At 44.4% G+C, this 21,823-nt stretch carries 22 protein-coding genes; all 22 read right to left on the bottom strand.

From position 1 onward, the window contains the following. Window positions 1-11 precede the first annotated feature (11 nt). On the bottom strand, window positions 12-215 hold the full coding sequence (locus ACR8BL_RS10180; RefSeq protein ID WP_434752501.1) for a hypothetical protein: 204 nt from the start codon (window positions 213-215) through the stop codon (window positions 12-14). Between the two features lie 340 nt (window positions 216-555). Beyond that, on the bottom strand, window positions 556-1,068 hold the full coding sequence (locus tag ACR8BL_RS10185) for a hypothetical protein (RefSeq protein ID WP_434752502.1): 513 nt from the start codon (window positions 1,066-1,068) through the stop codon (window positions 556-558). 98 nt (window positions 1,069-1,166) lie between these two features. Further along, the gene (locus ACR8BL_RS10190; RefSeq protein WP_434752503.1) at window positions 1,167-1,715 is read right to left on the bottom strand and encodes a VanZ family protein; all 549 of its coding nucleotides are present in this window, start codon (window positions 1,713-1,715) and stop codon (window positions 1,167-1,169) included. Between the two features lie 31 nt (window positions 1,716-1,746). Continuing rightward, complete coding sequence (locus ACR8BL_RS10195) at window positions 1,747-2,664, bottom strand: LCP family protein (protein WP_434752504.1); 918 nt, start codon at window positions 2,662-2,664, stop codon at window positions 1,747-1,749. Window positions 2,665-2,706: 42 nt separating this feature from the next. Beyond that, entirely contained in the window at window positions 2,707-4,038 is a 1,332-nt protein-coding gene (locus ACR8BL_RS10200) for a UDP-glucose dehydrogenase family protein (RefSeq protein WP_434753072.1), read from the bottom strand. Continuing rightward, window positions 4,035-5,423: a sugar phosphate nucleotidyltransferase gene (locus ACR8BL_RS10205; RefSeq protein ID WP_434752505.1), complete on the bottom strand. Its 1,389-nt coding sequence runs from the start codon at window positions 5,421-5,423 to the stop codon at window positions 4,035-4,037. The genes ACR8BL_RS10200 and ACR8BL_RS10205 overlap by 4 nt, the downstream gene beginning before the upstream one ends. A gap of 54 nt (window positions 5,424-5,477) precedes the next feature. Beyond that, complete coding sequence (locus ACR8BL_RS10210) at window positions 5,478-6,470, bottom strand: polysaccharide pyruvyl transferase family protein (protein ID WP_434752506.1); 993 nt, start codon at window positions 6,468-6,470, stop codon at window positions 5,478-5,480. Beyond that, complete coding sequence (locus ACR8BL_RS10215) at window positions 6,436-7,821, bottom strand: lipopolysaccharide biosynthesis protein (RefSeq protein WP_434752507.1); 1,386 nt, start codon at window positions 7,819-7,821, stop codon at window positions 6,436-6,438. Before ACR8BL_RS10215 ends, ACR8BL_RS10210 begins: the two co-directional genes overlap by 35 nt. Then, a complete protein-coding gene (locus tag ACR8BL_RS10220) occupies window positions 7,821-8,717 on the bottom strand; it encodes a glycosyltransferase (protein WP_434752508.1) in 897 nt (298 codons plus the stop codon). Before ACR8BL_RS10220 ends, ACR8BL_RS10215 begins: the two co-directional genes overlap by 1 nt. After that, the gene (locus tag ACR8BL_RS10225; RefSeq protein ID WP_434752509.1) at window positions 8,714-9,916 is read right to left on the bottom strand and encodes a glycosyltransferase family 4 protein; all 1,203 of its coding nucleotides are present in this window, start codon (window positions 9,914-9,916) and stop codon (window positions 8,714-8,716) included. Before ACR8BL_RS10225 ends, ACR8BL_RS10220 begins: the two co-directional genes overlap by 4 nt. Before the next feature lie 45 nt (window positions 9,917-9,961). Next, window positions 9,962-11,107 (bottom strand): glycosyltransferase family 4 protein, encoded by a 1,146-nt coding sequence (locus ACR8BL_RS10230; protein ID WP_434752510.1) that lies wholly within the window; start codon window positions 11,105-11,107, stop codon window positions 9,962-9,964. A 35-nt stretch (window positions 11,108-11,142) separates the two neighbouring features. Next, on the bottom strand, window positions 11,143-12,225 hold the full coding sequence (locus ACR8BL_RS10235; protein WP_434752511.1) for a glycosyltransferase family 4 protein: 1,083 nt from the start codon (window positions 12,223-12,225) through the stop codon (window positions 11,143-11,145). Between the two features lies 1 nt (window position 12,226). Then, window positions 12,227-13,408, bottom strand: a complete 1,182-nt coding sequence (locus ACR8BL_RS10240; protein ID WP_434752512.1) for a glycosyltransferase — start codon at window positions 13,406-13,408, stop codon at window positions 12,227-12,229. Then, window positions 13,405-14,637, bottom strand: coding sequence for a hypothetical protein (locus tag ACR8BL_RS10245; RefSeq protein WP_434752513.1), 1,233 nt, complete (start codon window positions 14,635-14,637; stop codon window positions 13,405-13,407). The genes ACR8BL_RS10240 and ACR8BL_RS10245 overlap by 4 nt, the downstream gene beginning before the upstream one ends. 82 nt (window positions 14,638-14,719) lie before the next feature. Beyond that, window positions 14,720-15,913 carry a glycosyltransferase family 4 protein gene (locus ACR8BL_RS10250; protein ID WP_434752514.1) on the bottom strand — a complete coding sequence of 398 codons (1,194 nt, stop codon included), beginning with the start codon at window positions 15,911-15,913 and terminating at the stop codon, window positions 14,720-14,722. Window positions 15,914-15,961: 48 nt separating this feature from the next. Then, window positions 15,962-16,927 (bottom strand): UDP-glucuronic acid decarboxylase family protein, encoded by a 966-nt coding sequence (locus ACR8BL_RS10255; RefSeq protein WP_434752515.1) that lies wholly within the window; start codon window positions 16,925-16,927, stop codon window positions 15,962-15,964. 33 nt (window positions 16,928-16,960) lie between these two features. Then, window positions 16,961-17,629, bottom strand: coding sequence for a sugar transferase (locus tag ACR8BL_RS10260; protein WP_434752516.1), 669 nt, complete (start codon window positions 17,627-17,629; stop codon window positions 16,961-16,963). Further along, window positions 17,626-18,534, bottom strand: coding sequence for a UTP--glucose-1-phosphate uridylyltransferase GalU (gene galU / locus ACR8BL_RS10265; protein WP_434752517.1), 909 nt, complete (start codon window positions 18,532-18,534; stop codon window positions 17,626-17,628). Before galU ends, ACR8BL_RS10260 begins: the two co-directional genes overlap by 4 nt. A gap of 228 nt (window positions 18,535-18,762) precedes the next feature. Further along, complete coding sequence (locus tag ACR8BL_RS10270) at window positions 18,763-19,446, bottom strand: CpsD/CapB family tyrosine-protein kinase (RefSeq protein WP_434752518.1); 684 nt, start codon at window positions 19,444-19,446, stop codon at window positions 18,763-18,765. Continuing rightward, window positions 19,427-20,179, bottom strand: coding sequence for a YveK family protein (locus tag ACR8BL_RS10275; RefSeq protein ID WP_434752519.1), 753 nt, complete (start codon window positions 20,177-20,179; stop codon window positions 19,427-19,429). Before ACR8BL_RS10275 ends, ACR8BL_RS10270 begins: the two co-directional genes overlap by 20 nt. 66 nt (window positions 20,180-20,245) lie before the next feature. Beyond that, window positions 20,246-21,004 (bottom strand): tyrosine-protein phosphatase, encoded by a 759-nt coding sequence (locus ACR8BL_RS10280; protein ID WP_434752520.1) that lies wholly within the window; start codon window positions 21,002-21,004, stop codon window positions 20,246-20,248. 152 nt (window positions 21,005-21,156) lie between these two features. After that, entirely contained in the window at window positions 21,157-21,594 is a 438-nt protein-coding gene (locus ACR8BL_RS10285) for a hypothetical protein (protein WP_434752521.1), read from the bottom strand. Window positions 21,595-21,823 lie beyond the last annotated feature (229 nt).

A 21,823-nucleotide genomic window follows, 5' to 3' on the forward strand; every position in this document is an offset into this window, starting at 1 on the left:
ACGGGCCTATTTCATGCCCGTTTCTCATATGAGCATAGTGTATCATAATCTTTAGTATATTGTCCTGCAATCTGGGATTGCCCTTCTCGTTTTGACTCAACTACACACGCTTCACAGCATCCAAGCGGCATTTCACTCCGGTAAAATCCAGTACGAAATACGTGATTGCCTCCATTGCCCTCTTGCTTCTGGGCAGCGTCTCTAGTGACCGACACAACCATCCCACAACTGACACAGTAAAAGCGGCCCGTTTCATTCAATGGAATACCTTCCCCTCACAGGGAGCCTCTGGTCCCTGTTATTTGTCGTTAGGAGCTGAAATTTGATACATTTTGTATCCTAACTCGTAATTTACTTGACACCGGGACTATTGTCAAGCTTTTTAAGCATAAAAGTAGAGTTAAAACCAAAAAAAACGCTATAAATGCGACAAAAGTCTCGCATCTATAGCGCTCAATTAGGGACTAATGATACAAATCGGTTTGATCAACCTACAAATACATTACATAATATGTAGCTTTACATTTCTCATTTAGACACTGCCCCTCTCACTCATCATGATGAAGTTTCAGTGTTGTTATTCCTCTCATCAGGATAATACCACAGCAGCGTCCACTGCTTACCATCCTGCACAAGATAACAAGTCTGCACGAGATCAAACTTTCCAAAAGTTCCGGAATACGTTTGTGTAACATTTATTTTGTAAGCTTCAGAAAAAGGCTTCACTCCTTTTATGATCTCTACATCAAATTCCCGCTCCGGCGGTTCCGTCTTTAATTCAAACGTCTGCACACCAAAATGCTGCATGAAAATGTGTGCTCTGTTCTGCACATAGGCACTCTTCGGAAAACGTTCTTTCATTAAAGGATGAAAAAGCTCCCAGGAGCTTCCGAAGTCACCCGTTTTCTCGTAGTTGTAAAACTCTTCTGCCACAGCCGCAGCCGCAGCAGGCGCATCTGCACGGAACAATGCGGGTACACTCCTGACGATTAGCCACAGCAAAATCAGTGCAAACAAAATAAGCCCTATCTTTTTGAACAGTGCATTACGGTTTCTTCTTCGCAGCATAATCAAGCCCCCTTGTCCTGCCTACACCATATGTATGATGGTTCACAAGCAAGTAGAAGCTATGGTTAAGCTACCAACGGCATTTCCTGGGAAATCAATTATTTTCTCCTCATTAAAGCTCGAATTCCTGTATAGATCGCAATACCACAACATCCACCAATCAAGTCTAGACCGACATCCCCAATCGAACTTGTGCGATTGGGGCTGAACTGCTGAATATACTCATCCATGGAAGCAATCACGACAACCATTATCAGCGCCGTCGTCATACATGTCACTACACTCACTCTCTTGTATCGAAGCCCACCATAGATTAGCACCGCGAGTACTGCATAGACCAATAGATGTGCAGTCTTGCGAAAGAGAAATTCTACAAAAGCATAAGGTCTCTGTTGTAGTGAATACTCATGACCATTATAAAACAGGTGCACATCGGGCAGCGTAGCCCCGATGTGCACCTGTTTGGTCAAACGTTGAAGCCATGGCTGAATGTTCTGCTGCTGATAGGATTGGGTAGACATCAGCCAGATGATAACAATCCAGACTCCAGCCAGCATTAGCCATAGAATAATTTTATACGAGCGGTGTTTCCGTTGATGTTTCTGTTTCCTTGATTCCCATTCCTCTGCCTTCAGCAATGTTTTCACCACTTTCCTTGCTGGTTGACGGATGATGCTCTTACTGCTTCAGATGCTGCTTCAGTATTCCGTGAATGCGATCCTTCTCCTGTTGATCAACGATAAAATAATAAATACCGTTGATTTTCTTGCCCTTTCCCTTGATTTCTACCGTATCAATCTCTTCCAGATCGCTGCGATAATCAAGGATCAGTTCTTTCATCTCATCAAATGTCAGATCGGTTCTGACATGTGTGCCCAATTCATCAAGCATATTCTGAAGGTGGATCACACTGGAGAATTGCATTGTATTTTTCAGCATCTGTTTCAGGACCTCACGCTGACGATCGTTCCGTCCCATGTCTCCCTTCGGGTCGTCATAACGCATTCTGGAGAAGCCAAGTGCCGCTACACCATCCAGATGAATATTCCCTTGCTCATACCGCTTCCCTTCATATTCAAAGGCAAACGGGTTATTTACATTCACACCACCTACGAGATCAATTATTTTGGAGAAACCTTCCATATCCACTTTCATATAATAGTGAATGGGGATTCCTAGAAATTGCTCGACTGTCGCCAGTGACATATCCACGCCTCCAAAAGCGTAGGCATGATTGATCTTGTCTTCCGTGTTGCGTCCTACAATTTCCGTTCGTGTATCCCGCGGAACGTTAAACATAAGCACTTTCTTTTTCCCCGGATTCACACTCAGCACAATCATCGTATCCGAACGGCCTCTGTCATTCGGGCGCTCATCCACCCCAAGAATCAAGGCATTAAAAGGCTCTTTCTGGTTGAGTTCAACCTGCTGTCCACCTTTAATATCGGTAACCAAAACAGGCTGCACCGGATTACGAGGCTCATAAATCTGATCTGCAGTTGATTTCACGGATTGATAGAGATAGATCGCATAACCGAATACAACAATAACAAAAATGGAAACTATGCACACTGTCCATTTCATCCACTTTTTCATGGGGCTCTTCCTCACTCATATTCATTTATAATCACTGGCAGTTTAGATGATCGCTGTTGCTTTCCCTTCAATCTTCATCAGACCTGGGCGTCCCACAGAGTAATATTGAAAGGCAGACGCTTGAATCTGCTCAGCACTGAACACATTACGGCCGTCAATCATCACGGGCTCCTGCATCATTTTTGCCAAGACGTTCAGATCGATCTGGGCAAATTCCTTCCATTCCGTTAGCACACAGAGTGCATCCGCACCCTTGGCAGCATGAAGCGGGCTATCCTCCCACGAGATCGAAGCAATATCGATCTCTTTACGAAAGTTATCTGTTGCAATCGGGTCATAGGCTCTGACAGATGCTCCGGCGTCAATCAGATGCTGAATGATATCAATGGCCGGAGCATCACGTACATCGTCCGTATCCGGTTTAAACGCGAGTCCCCAGATAGCAATCGTTTTTCCTGCCAATGACCCAAGTGCTTTCTCCAGTTTGTAGATGACTTGCATGCGTTGATCCTGATTGACCTGCACCACGGATTTCAATAGTCTAAAATCATAATCCACCATGCCTGCAATATGGATCAGCGCCTGTGTGTCCTTAGGAAAACAAGAGCCTCCATAACCGATACCCGCCTTTAAAAATGAAGACCCAATGCGTTTATCGTACCCCATGCCTTCTGCAACGCGTGTAACATCGGCCCCTACTTTCTCACAAATATTCGAAATTTCATTGATGAATGATATTTTGGTTGCCAGAAATGCGTTGGATGCGTATTTAATCATTTCGGCTGAGCGAATATCGGTAACGATCAGGTTGTTTGTTAAAGGACGATGAAGTTTCTTTAATGTCTGGATTGCTCGGTCACTGCTCGTTCCGATGACAATCCGGTCGGGGTTAAGTGTATCCTTGATGGCTGATCCCTCCCGCAAAAACTCAGGAACGGAAGCCACGTCAAACGGCTGGGAAGATATACTGCTAACAAGATCACGGATGCGGTCATTAGTGCCAACCGGAACCGTGCTTTTGGTCACGATGATTTTGTAGCTTTCGAGATGGGTTCCGATCTCCATAGCCACTTGCTCTACATAACTCAGGTTGGCCTCGCCGTTAGGAAGAGAAGGTGTACCTACGGCAATAAAGATAATGTCGGACTTGTGTATTGCCTCGCCGATATTTGAAGTGAAGGACAGTTTACCTGCTTCCATATTGGAAATCATCAACTCTTTAAGGCCAGGCTCGTAGATGGGAACGATGCCCTCATTTAACATGGCCACTTTGTCCTCATTGTTGTCTACACAGATCACCTGATTGCCGATCTCCGAAAAGCATACCCCTGATACAAGACCTACGTACCCTGTTCCAATCACCGCAATATTCATCTCGTTTTCCCCCCGTTCACGCAATTTTGTAAAATGTTGTCCCATTCCATCTCAATGCGCACGATATCCTCTTCCACCAGTTCACTGCCCATCTGCACTTCGATAATCTCCAGTTCTGTCAATGCTTTCACGCTATGCTTCCCACCTGCCGGAATCACAATGACATCCCCTTGATGAAGCGCTCTCAGGTCACCATCCATAATGAATTTACCTTGCCCTGAGACAACAGTCCATACTTCATTTCGTTTGAGATGGTACTGGTAAGAAAAGTTTTTGTTCGGCTCGATGATGATGCGTTTGGTCAACACTTCTTCGCCTTTGGCATTGCGTGTATAATCCAGAACCTTGTAACATCCCCAGCGACGTTCCTCATACATAGGGCGCTCAGCACTGTCTTTAAGCAATTCCTTGATCTGTGAACTGGCCTCTTTCTCACTGACCAGAATGCCATCTGGACTTGTCGCTACAATCAGGTTAGATACACCCAGCACACATACCGGAATGTTTAACTCGTTGATCAGATGTGTATTTACGGTGCTGTTCGTCATGACACCTTTGCCCACGATATTTGTACTCATCTCATCTGTCAGCGTGTTCCATGTGCCAAGGTCTTTCCAATATCCCTCATAGGGTGTAACAACAATATGACGAGCCTTCTCCACCACCTGATAATCAAAGCTGATTTTCTGCAATCTGCTGTATTGTTTCAGCATTTCTTCATATTGAATGGGTAACTCAAGCGAGATCAGCAGGTTGATCAAATAATTCAGCTTGAATGCAAAAACCCCGCAATTCCAAAGGGCAGATTGTTCAATCATCTCTGCCGCCTCAGCTTCACGGGGTTTCTCTTGAAAACGGGATACTTTAGCATAACGTTGCTGTTGTTTCGTTCCAGACTGCTCTGGAATGATGTAGCCATACTTTTCGGAAGGATGCGTTGGCTTCACTCCAATTAATGCAAGCTCCGCACCAGACTCATCCAGCACGCCCTCCAGCTCTGTGACTTTATAAAAAAAAGATTCCTCCACATAAGGATCAACTGGAAGCATCACTACCGTTTCATTTAAACTAGCCCCCTGTACGGAATACAGGTATACCGCAGCCAAGGCAATTGCAGGAAAAGTATCTCTTCGTTCCGGCTCGACAACCAAATCAACTTCATAACCCAGCTGACTTCGCAGAATCTCCACCTGAGGTTTACTCGTTGCAATCGTGGCTTGACCACTTAACCCTGTATGCTTCAATTGCCTCCATACACGTTGTACCATCGATTCCGTCTGTCCATCCTCCCCTTCAAGCACTTTCAGGAATTGCTTGGATCTCGTGTCATTGGACAAAGGCCATAACCGCTTACCCGATCCACCAGAAAGAAGTACGATTCTCAAAATAACCACTCCACTCTATATATTTTAAGATGGTAAGGGATACCCTTTCGTTTGTTACAATGTTGCCGTTGATTCCCTGTACTTGGCCACGGGTGGAGAGCTTGCTTTAGAGGAAGAGTCCATATTCGCGGTGTTCACTTCATGGGTCCATATCCGGTAATATCCCGAGTTCTTGCCATAGGAGTTATCGATCAGCAGATTGGGTTTGGCCATCAGACAGGACAAAATGTGACCATGTAATCGGGAAGTATGAATCATGCGATAATCCGAGAAGCAGCGAACAGCCTTATGGACAAGGTAGTCACTATATTTCATCCATATGAATTGGGAAATGGCTCGTGAAACAGGTTTCTTCAAACCTTTACTGATGTAGTAGATCAGCTTTCGCTCATATTTGTTATACAAGGTGGGCCAATCCAGGTAATCTCCATCTGTTTTCGACTGCGTTTGCTCTACATTTTTCTCAATATCGGTTCTAAAAAAAAGAAGTTCCTCCCTAGTTGGTGTTCGCTTAACTTCGATAGGCCAAAGCTGATGTGCCATATCTGGAAGAAGCTTTACGTGACAATGTTGGAAGTACGTCGTAGCCAGTTGAAGAGATGACTCATCCCGTACATACAAGTGGAGATCCTTGTGTTGGTTAAAAAGAGTAGCGGTTTTCTGAATATTAGATTCTTCTTTATAAAAAATAGTTTGCGGCAAAATAACGACTCTGTGCCTAGGATAATTTTTAACAATTGATTCTCTCACGTTCTGGTGAGCATCATACAAATCTCCGAAATTACCTCCCCCACTAAGAACGATGATATGATCATCCGGGATAAGAATATTCTCATGAAAGTCATGTACACTATATCTTGCAGAGACCCTAATGTTGTTGCTCTTGAAAAAGGATTCTGCCCCCTTCATAATCAATATATCGCCACCGTTGCTATATACTGGATAATCAATATAATAAATCTTAGAATGCGAAGGTATCACCTCGAGGATCGATTCAAGCCGTTTCTTCAACTCATCCATGGGATGAATCCTCTGCACGTTTGACATCTTTTCTGGCTCCTTTAAATAGATTTTTCTCGCTCCATTTTTGCTTGAGGAAGGCCATGTCTTCCTTGTTATACAGCATCTTGAGCATCGGCATTTGGAAAATAATCGATACAGATATTAACGACATCAGCATACGTACAAAGGAACCAAGTAACAACGCCAGCCCTAAACCGTATAACCCCATCATGGGTGTAAGCACAAAAAACAATGTAATCGTCACAGCAAGTGCAATGACCTGCCGAAGCACGATAACGCCTGGTCTCCCCAGCGCATTAAAAGCCGAAGCCAGAATCCATGATCCTCCGCCAACAATACACTCCAGAGATAACAGATAAAACACACCGCTGGCCTCCAGAAATTCCGGGCCAAACAACAAGCCAATAAAAAAACGACCAATCAGCATACTTGGTATGATGATGATCGTCATAAGTACCATACTAATGCGAAAAGCTCTGCCAACAAGAGACAACACCTGCTGCTGCTCCATGCCAGCGACCTTTGGGAATATCACATTGGTGATTGCCGTCTGCACCACATTAAACATACGTGACAGAGCAAACACAACCGAATATAATCCGAAATCTTTGGGCGTCAGTAGAGCCATAATAATAATTTTGTCAAACTGGCTATACAACGTGCCCAGCAACTCTACCCCATATACGCGAAGGCCGTAGCTGAATAAATGTATGCCTGTTCGAACCTGCGCTGCCAGCTTGCTGACTGAACTGAATATTTGCTGACGCATCGCAATCATATAACAGATCAGTACTAGTATAGTGCTTACAAAGCTGACGATGATGGCCCTCTCCACCGTCAAAACTTGTGTTACCCACAATAGCACAAGTCCCGCAAGATTTAACAAGGGGACGAGCAGGCGCGATAGATTATAAATATGGAACTTATCGGTTCCTTGTGCCGCTGCAGCGAGCACACCCATGAACAACATGACTGGAATCATGGATACGGTGTACCAGCGCGCAATCGTAATGACGGATTCAGAATAACCCGACAACCAGACAGGAATGCCAAACCAGCTAATTATCCCAGCGATGATACTGATGGGAATCTGAACGGCAAAGCTCATGCTGATATAAGCGGGCAGTTGCTGGCTGTTCTTTTTGACATTATAGATTAACGAGGTGGGCAGACCGAATGCAGCCAAACCCGAAATGAAAGCAGGCCAGAATAAAACAGCTGCAAGTTCTCCCTTCCCCGTTGCTCCGAACATTCGAGCTGTAATAATCGAGGTCAGCGTGGTCACAGCCATGATAAGGATATTAGCCATACTGGTCATGACGATAGTCTGAATGATGCTTCGCTGTCTTGGTTTTCGGGCAATCGCCATACTCATCAGGTATTCAGCCCTCTACCGTTTCGGAAAGATCCTACAATCGTGCCATTCCGATAAGATATTTTAACTAATTGGCTCATAACCTTCTGTATATTATTCATACATAACAACATAATCAGACCTGCTTGTGCAATTCGAACAATATGTTTGAACACGCCCCAGCCGCTTTTGTTATATCGGGTGGCATCACTAATTCCTTGCCAATACATTCGCCGCAGCAACCAACGTTTATTTAACCTGCTTTTGGAGATTTTGTGCTGTACTGATCCATATGGAGTGTAAAATATGTCGTATTTCTCTCGTATTCTGCTGATAAGCTCACTTTCTTCGCTTGAAAGCAAATTATTTCCCACGCGCCCCAAATCTTCCCGAAACGGCTCAATTGAATCAAAAACACTCTTCCGAAACGAAACATTTGCTCCAAAAGGGAAATATGGCGGCTTCATCTCGGTAACCTGATCCGAAAAGTCCATCAACGTATACAAACCAATAATTTCATCTGGAATCCAATCCGGCTTGCCGCCTTCCCAGATCGGATCAATTTTCCCACCCACACAACCAATCCGTTCATCGCGTTCGAACACATGGATGACTTCACGAATCCAGGAAGAAGAGGCCAGCGCATCATCGTCAAGAAACATGATAAATTCTCCTTGCGCTTCTCGTATGCCACGGTTCCTAGCATAAGATAGACCAAGCTTACTCTCAAAGATGTAGCGGACGTGATTAGGCCAATCGGCATTTTGAAATAACTCTCTGGTGTTATCTTTGGAGTTATTATCGATAACCAGTACTTCAAATTCAATATCCTGATCCTCTTGAGCCAGCACACTTTGGACAGCTTCAACGGTATCCTTCGCTCTGTTATGTGTACAAATGACTACCGATGCTCTCATAATTCCACCTCAATGCTTTGTTTTCGTTTCATTCTTCCAGCATGGCTTTCACTGAGTTTTAAGTAGTCTTCGTAGCTCTCCAAATAGGTGAGAGACATCTTCTTCCAATCATTTCGAAGAGCCACTTCTCTGGATACCTTGCCCATCTCGTTTAAATAGGCTTTATCCTGCATTAAAGTGTTAAGAATGACTGCCAGCCCATCTACATCATTGGCATCTTGCAAAATAACACCGGGAGGGATACTTTCATGATCGTTCTTGATCATTTCAGTTACCCCCGACTCCTCCGTGATAACAACAGGAATACCTGAGGCAAGGGCTTCCAACACGACCAAACTGCAAGCCTCATAACGCGAGGGGAAAATAAATAAATCCACATTGCGCATGAGATCCCCCATATCTTTCCGATAGCCCAGAAAATGGACCCGATCTTCTATGTTTAATTCTTTAGCCATCTGAGGATAAATACTTCGATTTGTAGATCCCGCTACAACGAGTTCTAACCCTGGTACAGACACCATCGACTTCAATACCGTATCCAGATTTTTTCTCGGGCTGCTAATATCACCTGCAAATAAACCTACGACTCGACCGGAGTTAATATCCATTCTACTCTTCTCTCCAGCATCACTGGGGTAAAATTCATGGACATCCACTCCATTATGAATGACCTGCACCTTATCGGGATGCATGCCTAATTGAATCAATTCATGCTTTACTTTCTCGGAAACCGCAATGATTCTACCACTTTTGCGAAAGGCGAATCGTTCCAGATACGCATTCACCAGCGTGTACAGACCAAAATACCATCGTTTCCAAGAGCGCTGTACACGGAAGCTATGTACGGGGGATTTTATCCATGTACTGTGCACAAAGTGAACCGCATTGATGTCCCCTCTAGCCCAGGTGATAAAACCATTGACCATCACAAGATCAACTTGCTTTGTTTTTCTTAATTTGCGAATATGAGTGGCACTGTTGAAGGCAAATATCTGGTATCGTAACAGCTGAGGTAACTTGAGCGAAGGAAAAACTTTAATCCATGTAGCTCCCTCATATTCAAGAAGTTCCGGTTCCACCTCATTGGAGATCATTACAACTTCATGGCCTTGTCTTAGGGTTTCGATTGCAATCTCATAATTAACTCTGCCCTGACCCTCTCCTTTGACAACCCTGTGAGTAACGATACATATTTTCATCCTTAATCCTCCCCATTAGGACATGAAGATTGTGGCAACCATCCATTAGGCTAATTGCTTCAACAACTGTCCGCGATGCGACCACAGACAATGATTGACCACCCAGTCGTACCCGTTATCCCCCATCGTTCTGGACAGTCCCTCGTCCGTCATTAATTGTTCGATACGCGCCGCAATCTCCTGATCATTAACAGGATCTACCAGATAACCGGTGATATTATCCTTCACTGCATCCGGTATGCCGCCGCTATTGCCCGCAATGACAGGTAATCGATAATAGTTGGCTTCCAGGAATACAATCCCGAACCCTTCCACATCGCCCTTCTCCTTGATATCCCGACTTGGCATAATGAACAGATCCGCACATTCATATAACTGATGCAGCTCATGATCTGTTGTACGCCCTGTAAACACAACGACAGATTCAAGACCATACTGGATTACCAGCCGTTCCAGTTCTCCCTTATACGGTCCATCTCCGCATATAACATACTTCAGATCAGGAATACGGGTAATGACCTGACTTACGGCTTTGAGTGTAACATCATGACCTTTGCGTTCGACAAGCCGCGAGACGGTGATCATCACTTTTTTGTCATGCAATCCATACGTATCCCGGATATCTTCCTGACGCTCTGTGATCCCGTTCAGCTTGTTCACGTTTAGTCCCGGTGGAATAATGACGATCTGAGACTCCAAAATGCCCAGCTCCACCAGCTTCAACTTCGTATATTGACTATTGGCAATCACCTTGTCTGCGCGCTTCAGAATGAATAACAGAAGCGGGAATAATCGGCTGTTGACCATGCCCATCACATCCAGCCCATGAACATAGGGGAAATATTTCACTCTGAAAAGCAATTTCATGAATGGGCCAGCCAGCCCTACGGGAAAGATGTTCACAAAATGAATTTCATCTGTTTTTTTGCGCCATTTCAAAAGGATCAGTTGCATGACCAGAATCAGTTGCGAGAGAATCATCAGCCCTTTATTCGAGTCTGAAAATATCCGTTTACGAATAATCTCAAAATCACTGTTCCGGTCGAATTGCTCGGATTCCGCGGCATTATTTATTTTATTGGTCAGCACGGTTGTCTCTTCTGCCGGGATCTGTGATATCAGCCCGAAGGCATAATCATGAATCCCTCCCTTTTCAGGCGGGAAATCAATCGCAACAAACACTTTGTTCATAACTTGTCTCCCTCATAAGAATACAATTCGCTTGCTTATACCGTGCTCATAATAATATTTACTGTATCCTTAGCACATTTGTTCCAGGAGAAGAAAGCCGAATGCTCTCTACCCTGAATGGACATTCGCTGCCCAAGCTCCGGATCAGACATCATCTCTACGAGACGTGAAGCTGCTTCCTGCGGGTGATGTGGGTCAAAGTACAGGCCTGCCTCACCGCATACTTCGGGGATTGAGCCACGAGAGGATACGATAACCGGACAGCCGAGCGCCATTGCCTCCAGTGGCGGTAAGCCAAATCCTTCGTACAAGGATGGAAAAATAAAACCAGTCGCATGTTCATACAGCGCTTTTAACTCCTCATCCGTTACATAACCCACCCAATTCACACCGTCCGAATCGTTCACAGCATGATTGCTGAATACCTTACTGTTCTTTGATCCGACAATGACCACACTCAAATTCTGTGCCTTCACCTCAGGCAAAATGTCCAAGATGAGCTTAAAGTTTTTGTAAGGATTCATCGTGCTGACGGCGAGCACGTATGGGGACTTAATCCCATATTTCTCAAGTGTGCCTTGAGCCGTCTGCCTTTGATGAATATGATCTATCCCTAGATGGGTAACCGATACTTTCTGCGCAGCAATTTTGCAATGTTGAATCAGTTCACCCTTGGAAAAGTTAGAAACGGTAATAACCTTCTTCGAAATCTTGCCTAATCTTACTGTTAAGAACTGATACCAGGAGCGAAACGCAAAGGAAAATGCCTTCGGGTAACTGAATACAGAAGCATCATGGATTGTCACGATCTGATTGCGTTTGAACGCGGGGCCTGTGTTGCACAGGTTAATCAGCAAACCTTTTTTCGTGTAAAAGGGCAATTCAAGTTGCTCCCATACATGTCCCTTCAGTCTGCCAACAACCCGGTGACGAATATGTTTCAGTTCAAGATGAGTAACCACATTCGCAGGAGAGAGCAGACAGAACTCTACCTTCGTTCCGTCTACTTCTCCAATGTCAATCAGGTTATCGATTTCCTTCACAAGTTCAATCGCATAGCGCTGTACCCCGGTAACCGTCTGTGTCAGAAAACGGGCGTTAATATAGATTGTATTCATGTTAATCTCCATTCCTCTTTGAAATTTCCAAACGGGATGCCGGTGGAGCTGTCGGGAAACTCACCTCTACATTTCTCGCTTCGTAATAGAGACTTACGAACTCTTCATTCATTCGATCTGAGCTGAACTTCTCTCTATATAGCTGATGTCCTGTCTCTCCCATAGCTGCCAGCGTATCTCTGTCGAGTTGCATTAGAATCTCTCTCAATCCTTCGAGCTGTTCAAGTTCAAAGATGTACCCGTTCACGCCATGTGTCACCAGCTCTGGCAATGAGGATCGATTGCTTGCAATGACGGGTTTGTGGTTTTTCATGGCTTCCAAAGCGACCAAGGGCAGCCCTTCCCATCTGGAAGGCATAATGATCGCATCACATTGCTCATAATAGTGATCGATCTCTGCATGATTGACCCATCCTAATCGGATCATATTATCCGTGAAGTTCCACTCATTTTTCTCCAATACACTATCTCCGATGATATATAACTGGATGTGCTGCTGCAGCTCGGGATATTGCCTGAATGCGTCCAGTAGCAGATCCAGTCCTTTCTGCCGATCATATCTGCCTACAAACAAGAGCCGGATCATGTTGGTTTGATTTTCATGCTCTTCATGCTTTTGCACGATCGTTTGCAGCTGTTCTGCGTGATTTTGGGGCTTGTGGGACTTGCGGTCACGTAGGCCACTATAGACAAACCGTGATTTCGCAGGCGACATTCCCATACGAATGGACTCCTGCATCTCATATTTGGAAATGTTAACAATATAGTCTGTTTTGAACTCCAATATTTTCTCAATCATGAAATACACTTTTTTATGCAGAGGTTTGGTATCCATCAAAAAGGACCAGCCGTGTGAGCAATAAAATATACTCGCTTTGCGCGGTGTGAAAAAAAATAAGCCCCTTGCGAGCATACCCGCAAATGAGCTGTGTACATGGATAATATCCGGCTCGATCCGCCGAATGGCTTGATGAATCTGTCTCATCGCTGAGAAAAAGTGTTTCGGGTGACGTTTGTAGCTGTAACGAATGATGTGCTCTGGCTCCAGATCAAAATCCTTAGCCGAGTTATAATCACTCATTAACACATGAACTTCGAATCGGTCACGCTGGTAGGAAACCAGCTCGTTTACATACGTGGCTACACCACCCACCACATATTCCCCGATGTGCAAAATCTTCATTTCCACTCACCCGCTTTATATGGTATATCGCCTGCATTACGATGCTGATATAGAGCCATACCTACAAACATCCAGAAAAAAACGTTAGCAGGAAACAGCTCAAGAACATTGGTCGTCATACTGGCTGCAGCCACCCCTGCGCCGAGGGCTATGGCTACCTGAGGAAGTTTGGAACCTGCCGAGTCAGGTGAGGCATTCATTCGTTTAGCCAGTGTGATCAAAAGCCACGTGAACAACATAAAAAAGTAGGCAAGCCCGATCCAGCCCGTCTGTTCGTACAAGGAAAAGTACTGGTTATCCACAGCAAAATTACTGGAGTTCAGTCCCATCATATGTGTGCGACGGCTTGCAGCACCCACCGAACCGATGCCGTTGCCAATCATGCCATTCATCGTGAAGGGCGAGGTCAGGCTGCTTCCCCATGTCTGTAATCGATCGAGCAGGGATGAACTGGAGAGCAGATTTTTGGATTGCAACAACCTGCCCCCGAAGAATACAGCTGCCGGCAGCACCATGAATACAACTGCCAGAACTAAAACATTCTTTTTGCTGTACTTCCGGATGTTAAATAAAAAAAGAACTACCTGATAAACAGCCCACAGCAACAAAGCTGATCGAATCGTTGATAACAGAAGAAAGCCGATCGTTAACAGTTGGATCAAGAGGCGAAAACCTCGATGTTTCACTGCCATTTTGGTTTGCTCGGCTATGATGCCTGTCATTAACAGCGCATACGCATAACCATCCGGGGAATAGGTAATCGAAGATAAACGCGGTACACCCTCCAGGTAGTTTTTGATGTTTACTCCGTATACGAATCCCATAGTGATTAACTTTTCTATACCCAGCGCATATTGGGCGCACCATCCTGCAATGAGCATAATAAAAATAACCAGATTGGTTCTGGCAAATGCGTACATCCCTCCATGCTCGGCTATAAACATGCCTGCAAACAACATGACCAGTGGTAAAAGAGTGATTTTAATTCCATAGATTAAAGTGACCACACTGGAACCAACAAGTACGTTTAACGATCCCAACACAACAAGCGAGCCCAGTATAAAGAGGAACAGATTCAGGAAATGAATCTGCTGACGATATACTCGGGCTAGTGTATACACCGCAAGCAACAGCATACCTGCGTCCTTCAATGAACGAATCACGATATTATCCACATAGATCGAGATCAGGCCATAGATGGATAAATAGAAAAGCAGAAAATGAATCAACTTCAGGATTACGGAGGAAGGAGCATCAGACCTTGCTTGAACTAATGATTGAGATCTGACATTCAGAGAAGTCATGTACATATTAACCTCCACCTCCAATCAACTTCTCGTAAATGATCTCATGTCGACCGAGAAGATAATCTTCATTAAAAGATAAGCTGTGTTCACAGCATTGAAGCATCAATTCATTTTTGTCGGCTTCAGATAATTCATAGTAATGCAGAATCGCGTCATGGATCGCATCGGCACGATGAGCGGCAAAAGAGAAGGTGTTCGCATCCAGCAGAATTTCGGGCATGCCACCAACTTTTGAAGCATAGACGGGTGTACCTGCTTGATACGATTCAATCACCACTCTGCCAAAAGGTTCATCCCAGGTGGAAGGTACAATCGTGAGATCCATCTTTTTCATCTGAGAGGTGATGTCCCTTTTATCGATTTTGCCCACGAATACAATCCGGGGATCAGAATCAGCAAGCTCTTGTAATGCCTGGAGCAGTGGGCCATCTCCGTGGATGAACAATTCCCCCACGATCTGCTGATCCAGCTGTTTGACCGCTTCAATCAGATACTGAACACCTTTTACTTCAGTTAGTTGTCCAAAATATCCAATGTGTAAGGGCTGCTGGTGACGAACCGTTTTGCCTGTATGAATGTGCTGAACCTGATCATCACGCTCAACAATATTATGAATGACATGTTTGGACGCATGCGCAAAGAACCCTAGATCCGTATGCTTTTTAAGCACATGCTCGGATATGCCGATTACCGCTGAAACCCTGCGACTGTATCGTTTGGAAATCTGTCGGTAAAACCTGGAATAAGCTGCAATGGCAATCGGCTCCATTAACGAGAAATCCCGCAGGGTATGCACAACCGGAATGTTCAGTTCAAAAGCCGCTTTCCAGATCGCGAGACTGAGGCCAGGGATATTCTGAGTGTGGATCAGAGCCGGACGTTTCAACATAAGATATGCTTTAATATGCCGATACTGCTTCACATTAAAAATATCCTGGATACGCCATAACACTTTGTCAGAAGTGCTGGCCTGCCTTGCCGTATCACCGATCCAGTAGCGATTGTTAAACGGCAGCCGTGAGATTTCGATCCCGTTAACCGTATCCGTCTGCAACCCGCCTTCCTTGTGCCCACCTACCGTAATAACTTTAACGTCATAACTGGACTCCAGTGTCTGGGCAAGAATCTGTGTTGATATCTCGGCTCCCCCAATGATATGGGGTGCATATAAACTGTGGGCGATCAATATGGTTTGCATGTGTCTCAACTCGCTTTATTCAGCTTCAGTGTTATCCGTTCAGTGTAATCAATTTTCCTGGACCTGCAGCATCCATCGATAATGCTCTATCGTACGTTTCAATCCCTCTTCCAGACCAATCTCCGGTTCCCAGTTTAATATTTCGCGGGCTTTATCGATTACTGGACGCCTAACCTTCGGATCATCTTCAGGTAGTGGCAGGAATACGATCTTACTGTTCGATTGTGTGAGTTGTTTCACCAGATGGGCGACTTCAAGGATCGTGTATTCCTTAGGATTGCCGATATTGATAATCTCCCCATCAGCCCGATCTTCCGCCATGAGGGCTTGTAATCCCCGAATGTTATCATCGACATAACAGAATGATCGTGTCTGCGACCCATCCCCATATACCGTAATATCCTGACCCGTCAGCGCCTGCGTTACAAAATTAGATATCACACGGCCGTCATCATTGCGAAGTCCTGAGGAATACGTGTTAAAAATCCGCGCAACCTTCACGGAAACACGTTGTTTCGTGTAGTATTCATAACAGAAAACTTCGCCTAGCCGCTTGGCCTCATCATAACAGGCCCTTGGCCCCCACGTATTTACATTGCCTCGGTAACTCTCAGGCTGTGGATGAACCTCGGGATCCCCATAGGCTTCACTTGTACTGGAATACAAGAACTTTGCTCCCTTGATCCGTGCCAGTTCAAGCATATGATACGTTCCTTGCGTGTTCACCCAAATGGTGCCGATAGCATCCGCTTGATAGAACTTAGGTGAAGCAGGAGAAGCCAGATGATAGACTTCATGTACCTGCTGATCAACGAAAATATCCAGTGCGGCGGGACGTGTAACATCCGCTTCGTGGAATACAAAGAGAGGATTCTCAATGACTTCTGCCAGATTGTGGATCATGCCTGTTGAAAGATTATCTATCCCCGTAACCTTATGCCCCTGATGAATTAAAGATTTCACGAGATGAGAGCCCAGAAATCCGGCTGCACCTGTCACTACCGTATGTTTCATTACATCACACTCCAAAATCATGATTAAGAATGGTCAAAAGGTATTGCTTTTAATCATCACGCCGATTGTTTTAAAGATGATAATGATGTCCATTTTCAGCGATACATTGGAAATATAGTGGAAGTCATACTGCAAATTATGGTGAATAGGCTCCTTGCGAGCCTCACTTACCTGCCATAATCCCGTAATACCTGGTTTCACCAGAAAGCGTCTGCGTTCCAAGTCAGTATAAGATTCCTCTACAATTCGTTTCATCTCAGGTCTTGGGCCGATAAAACTCATATCCCCTTTGATAATGTTAAGCAACTGTGGCAGTTCATCCAGACTCGTCTTGCGCAGTATTCTGCCGAGTCGTGTAATCCTCGGATCATGACTGTTTGTTGGAGAGAGACCATATATCGGTGCATCCGTACGCATCGTTCTAAATTTGTAGATGTTAAATTTGGCTCCGTTCTTGCCATACCGTTCCTGCTTAAAGATAACAGGCCCTTTGGAATCCAGTTTAATCAACATAGCTGAAAGCAGCATGACCGGTAATGTGATCAGCAGTAACAGAATAGCGATAACAAAATCGGCCAATGGCTTCATCACATCCGTATACCCGTCAACCCGTTGTGAGTATGGTTGCTCAAGTACAGCGGCATTCCCTTCTTTAACCAAAGTTTCCCCACTCCCAAAGTATTCCGGTCCTGATAGCTTCACAGACTATCCCCTCCAGCTACAAGAATTTGATTCATCTGTTCCTTCATTAGAATCTCTTCAATCGCCATCAGTACCGGTGCACGCAACTCTTTATTTTTGAGCGCAAACTCCAATGTTGTGAGAATGTATCCCAGCTTCTCCCCTACATCAAACCGGGAGCCTTCAAAGTCATAGGCACTGATCCCCTCGTCAAGATTCAACTTTTGCAGCGCATCTGTAAGCTGAATTTCGCCTCCTGCACCTACATTTTGTTCTTCCAGATATTCAAAAATTTTCGGAGTCAAAATGTATCGTCCCATAATGGCCAGATTGGACGGCGCCGAACCTAGTGGAGGCTTTTCAACCATACTCTTAACAGATGATAAACGACCTTCTGTATGCAGCGGATCAATGATTCCGTAGCGGGACGTTTCACTTGGACTTACCGTCTTCACGCCAAGCACAGATTGCTCTACCTTTTCATACTGCTGAATGAGCTGTTTCAGGCATGGCATTTCCGAAACGACGATATCATCTCCAAGCAGTACAGCAAAGGGTTCATTGCCTATGAAATTCCGGGCACACCAGACCGCATGCCCAAGTCCAAGGGCTTCCTTCTGTCTTATGTAATGAATATCCACGTTGGAGGACTTCCGGACTTCTTCCAGTAAACTGAGCTTCCCTTTCTCAAGCAGGTTATGCTCCAGTTCAAACGCACTGTCAAAGTGATCCTCTATGGCTCGTTTTCCCTTGCCCGTCACGATAATAATATCTTCGATACCAGAAGCGACCGCCTCTTCAACGATGTACTGGATAGTTGGTTTGTCCACAATAGGGAGCATTTCTTTAGGCATTGCCTTTGTAGCAGGTAAAAATCGGGTTCCCAATCCAGCAGCGGGGATAATCGCTTTTCTCACCTTTGTCATAGAAATCACCCTATCCATTTTTTTTATTTAAACTCATAAAACCATGAAAACATGAAATAAATCATTCATAGATAGGGCATTGAACCCCTCCTCACATCACACCCCTGACGATATACGTCTAAGGTACACTACCCACAGTGTGACCGAGTGCCTACCTTGATAGAGGTATAGTAGACATGACCTTTGGAGATGATTTAAAAATGTATTGGGACTGTTCCGGTTCCTTGTCTATCCTTTGTCCCCGTAACTGTTATTGCGACTTTTGGGTATCTGTACATTATTCAGCACGGCGCCCAGAATACGTGCGTTCACATGTTCAAGATGAGCTTTTGCCTTTTTGATCAAGTCCTTCTTCACCTTTCCCGCATTCACGACAAGAATGACACCATCACACAATGAACTGATAATTAATGCATCTGTAACAGTCAGAACAGGCGGTGTATCAAACAAAATAACATCATACTTTTCCTTCAAATCCTCAAGCAGAGTTGTCATCTTACGTGAACCGATCATCTCCGAAGGATTAGGAGGAATAGGCCCGGAAGACAAGACATGCAGTCCTTCCACCCCGGTTTCCCGAAGTACTTCTGTCACCTGATATTGACTCGATAACACACTGGTCAGTCCTACATGATTGGGCACATTAAACATCAGATGTACTGCCGGTTTACGCAGGTCCGTATCCATAAGCAGAACCCTTTTCCCTTCCTGCGCATAAGTCACTGCCAGATTACCAATCGTTGTCGTTTTCCCTTCACCTGATGCTGCCGAGGCAATCATGATCGTTTGAATCTGACTATCTATGGACGAAAACTGAATATTGGTTCTTAGCTTTCGATAGGCTTCCGAGGAAGTAGATCTGGGATTAGCCATCGTTACCAAGCCTACTCTTTCATTGGTTAATCGTGACATACTGTCCATCACCTACCTGTTTTTGAGATATGGAAGACTGTTTGGAGATACGACTCTCTTCTTTTCGAATCTTGGAGATAACAGCAAGTGCAGGGAGATTTAATTCTTTTTCCAATTCTTCTTCCGTTTTCAAGGTGTCGTCCAAATATTCCAGCAGGAATACAAAGCCTACTGCCAGCAGCAGTCCAACAATAAAACTGATCAAAATATTGATGATGGGGTTGACGTTAATAGGATTAGAGGAATCCGTAGGTTTCGCTTCACTTAGGATCGTTACGTTGTCTACTTTCATAATTACGGGGATTTGGGATTTAAACACTTTCGCAACTGCGTTTACAGTTTTCGCCGCTTTTTCGGATGATAGCCCCGTAGCCGTTAGACTCATAACCTGGGACTCATTTGCAGTGGAAACTCGAATGTTCTGTCCTAATTGATTACCTGTCATGCCAAGATCGGGGTATGTAGCGACCACTTTATCGAGGATTGCGGACGATTTAATAATCTCCATATAGGAATTGATTACTTTGATGTTCGTCTGAATGGTACCGATATCCAAACTCGGAACACCTTGGGCATTGTATGCCTGATTAACGATTAGTTTGGCATTCGCTTCATAGATCGGTACAGTAAAAAAGTAGTTTTTGATACCTGCACCAATGCAAGCCACAGCTACGAAGGCAACGATAATCCAAATACGTTTACGTAAAATGTGGATATACTCTTTCAGTTCCATTCTGTATTCCTCCCATACAGGTTAGCCATATTATTGTGACCATGTATTCAGTGCATCGATTACTGTTCACCAGAGCAAAAATCTACGCTTTTTCTTCGCCGTTATTCCAGCCAAAATAGGCTGATTATTCCATATGGATCGTGCATTTTCTTGGAAACGCTGAATATAGCGATACCCAAAACGTCTTTCAAGCAACGGATACACTACATCCAGCTTGAACGTTCGATGATTCGTATCATGTGCATCTGATGAAATGAAATGAAACCCGTTTTCTTTGCAAAAATGAAAACACCATTTCTGAACTTTTCGTCCGAAAAGCCCAGTGAATGATTCGGCTGTAAGCTGGCATAGTCCGCCTTGACTCAAGTAATCGGACAACAGCAGCGGCTTTTTCAAAATAACAAGGTTACGCTCCGGATGAGCAATAATAGGGGTAATTCCCGCGATTCGCAGTTCATGGAGTATTCCGGGGAACTGTGAGGGAATATGACCAAAGGGCAGTTCCAACAACATATATCGACTACCGGCAAGTGTGCAGCACTTTCCTGCATACAAGTCTTCAATCAGTCTATCGTGCACTCTGATCTCCTGACCGGGATCAATCTGCAAACGGATATTTCGTTTGGCAAGCTCTGCACGAAGCATATGAACAGCCTGATTGACTACCTTTGGTTCATTGTTGTAATGTCCGTTCAGGTGATGCGGAGTTGCAATAATGGAGGTAATTCCTGAGGCTACTGCCTTCTCAGCCATCGCAACGGACTGCTCCATTTGAACAGGACCATCATCCAGACCGAATAAAATGTGGCAGTGCATTTCAACCATATACAAACTTCCTCAATGTATGCTCCCCCTCGCCCCTTTATTCATTGCGCAAATGCTTTTGGTGTTAAAGAACTAATGCATAACGCTACGAAATATAGTAAAATGGCGTTAAGTACATGCTTGTTCAGAAAATGTTCAGATTTAACCTAGCCCTATATGATAAAATCAATGTAACGATAAGGCTTTAACTGAGGAGATGGGTCCGTTGCCTTCCCGTATGTAGAACGGGAAACTGCCTCAAATTCAACCTCATCAAGCATTCTGTTTAACTGTCCAGTTATATATAGTGTCTGTTCTTTCTGAATATGCAAGTTTGAATGATACATTATCAGTTCTCCAAAGGGCTGTTTCCATTGCAGCTTGGCATGAAGTCTGACGCATACACGGTTGTCTTCTACATCCAGACCTATTAGCATTTCTGATAATACGGGTAAGTTCAGGTCGCTCAGGAAAGTGATCGCTTGTGTATCCATACCAAGTAACAGGACGGGACGTCTTTTGCGATCTACCATTTTCCCATGAAACTCCTGAATGTACATATGGACATTTGGTTTCAGATCAGCCCATTCCTGAAGAATTTTTGAATTCATGGTTTCATTCCTTTAGAATGGATTAGCCTACATGGATTGCCCTCACTTCCGTATGACAGGTATAGTGCGAGGGTCATCCGGAAATACTTGAAACAACTCAAATGATACATTTTGTAACTATATACGTTCAATTTACGATACAAAACGTATCATGTCAAGCGGTATTTGGACATGGTTCTTTTGATTTACGACAATTTGAGATGTCCTTAGACAGACCTATTTACAAGTG

This window comes from Paenibacillus amylolyticus (genome assembly GCF_051136285.1).
Lineage (GTDB): Bacteria > Bacillota > Bacilli > Paenibacillales > Paenibacillaceae > Paenibacillus > Paenibacillus amylolyticus_F.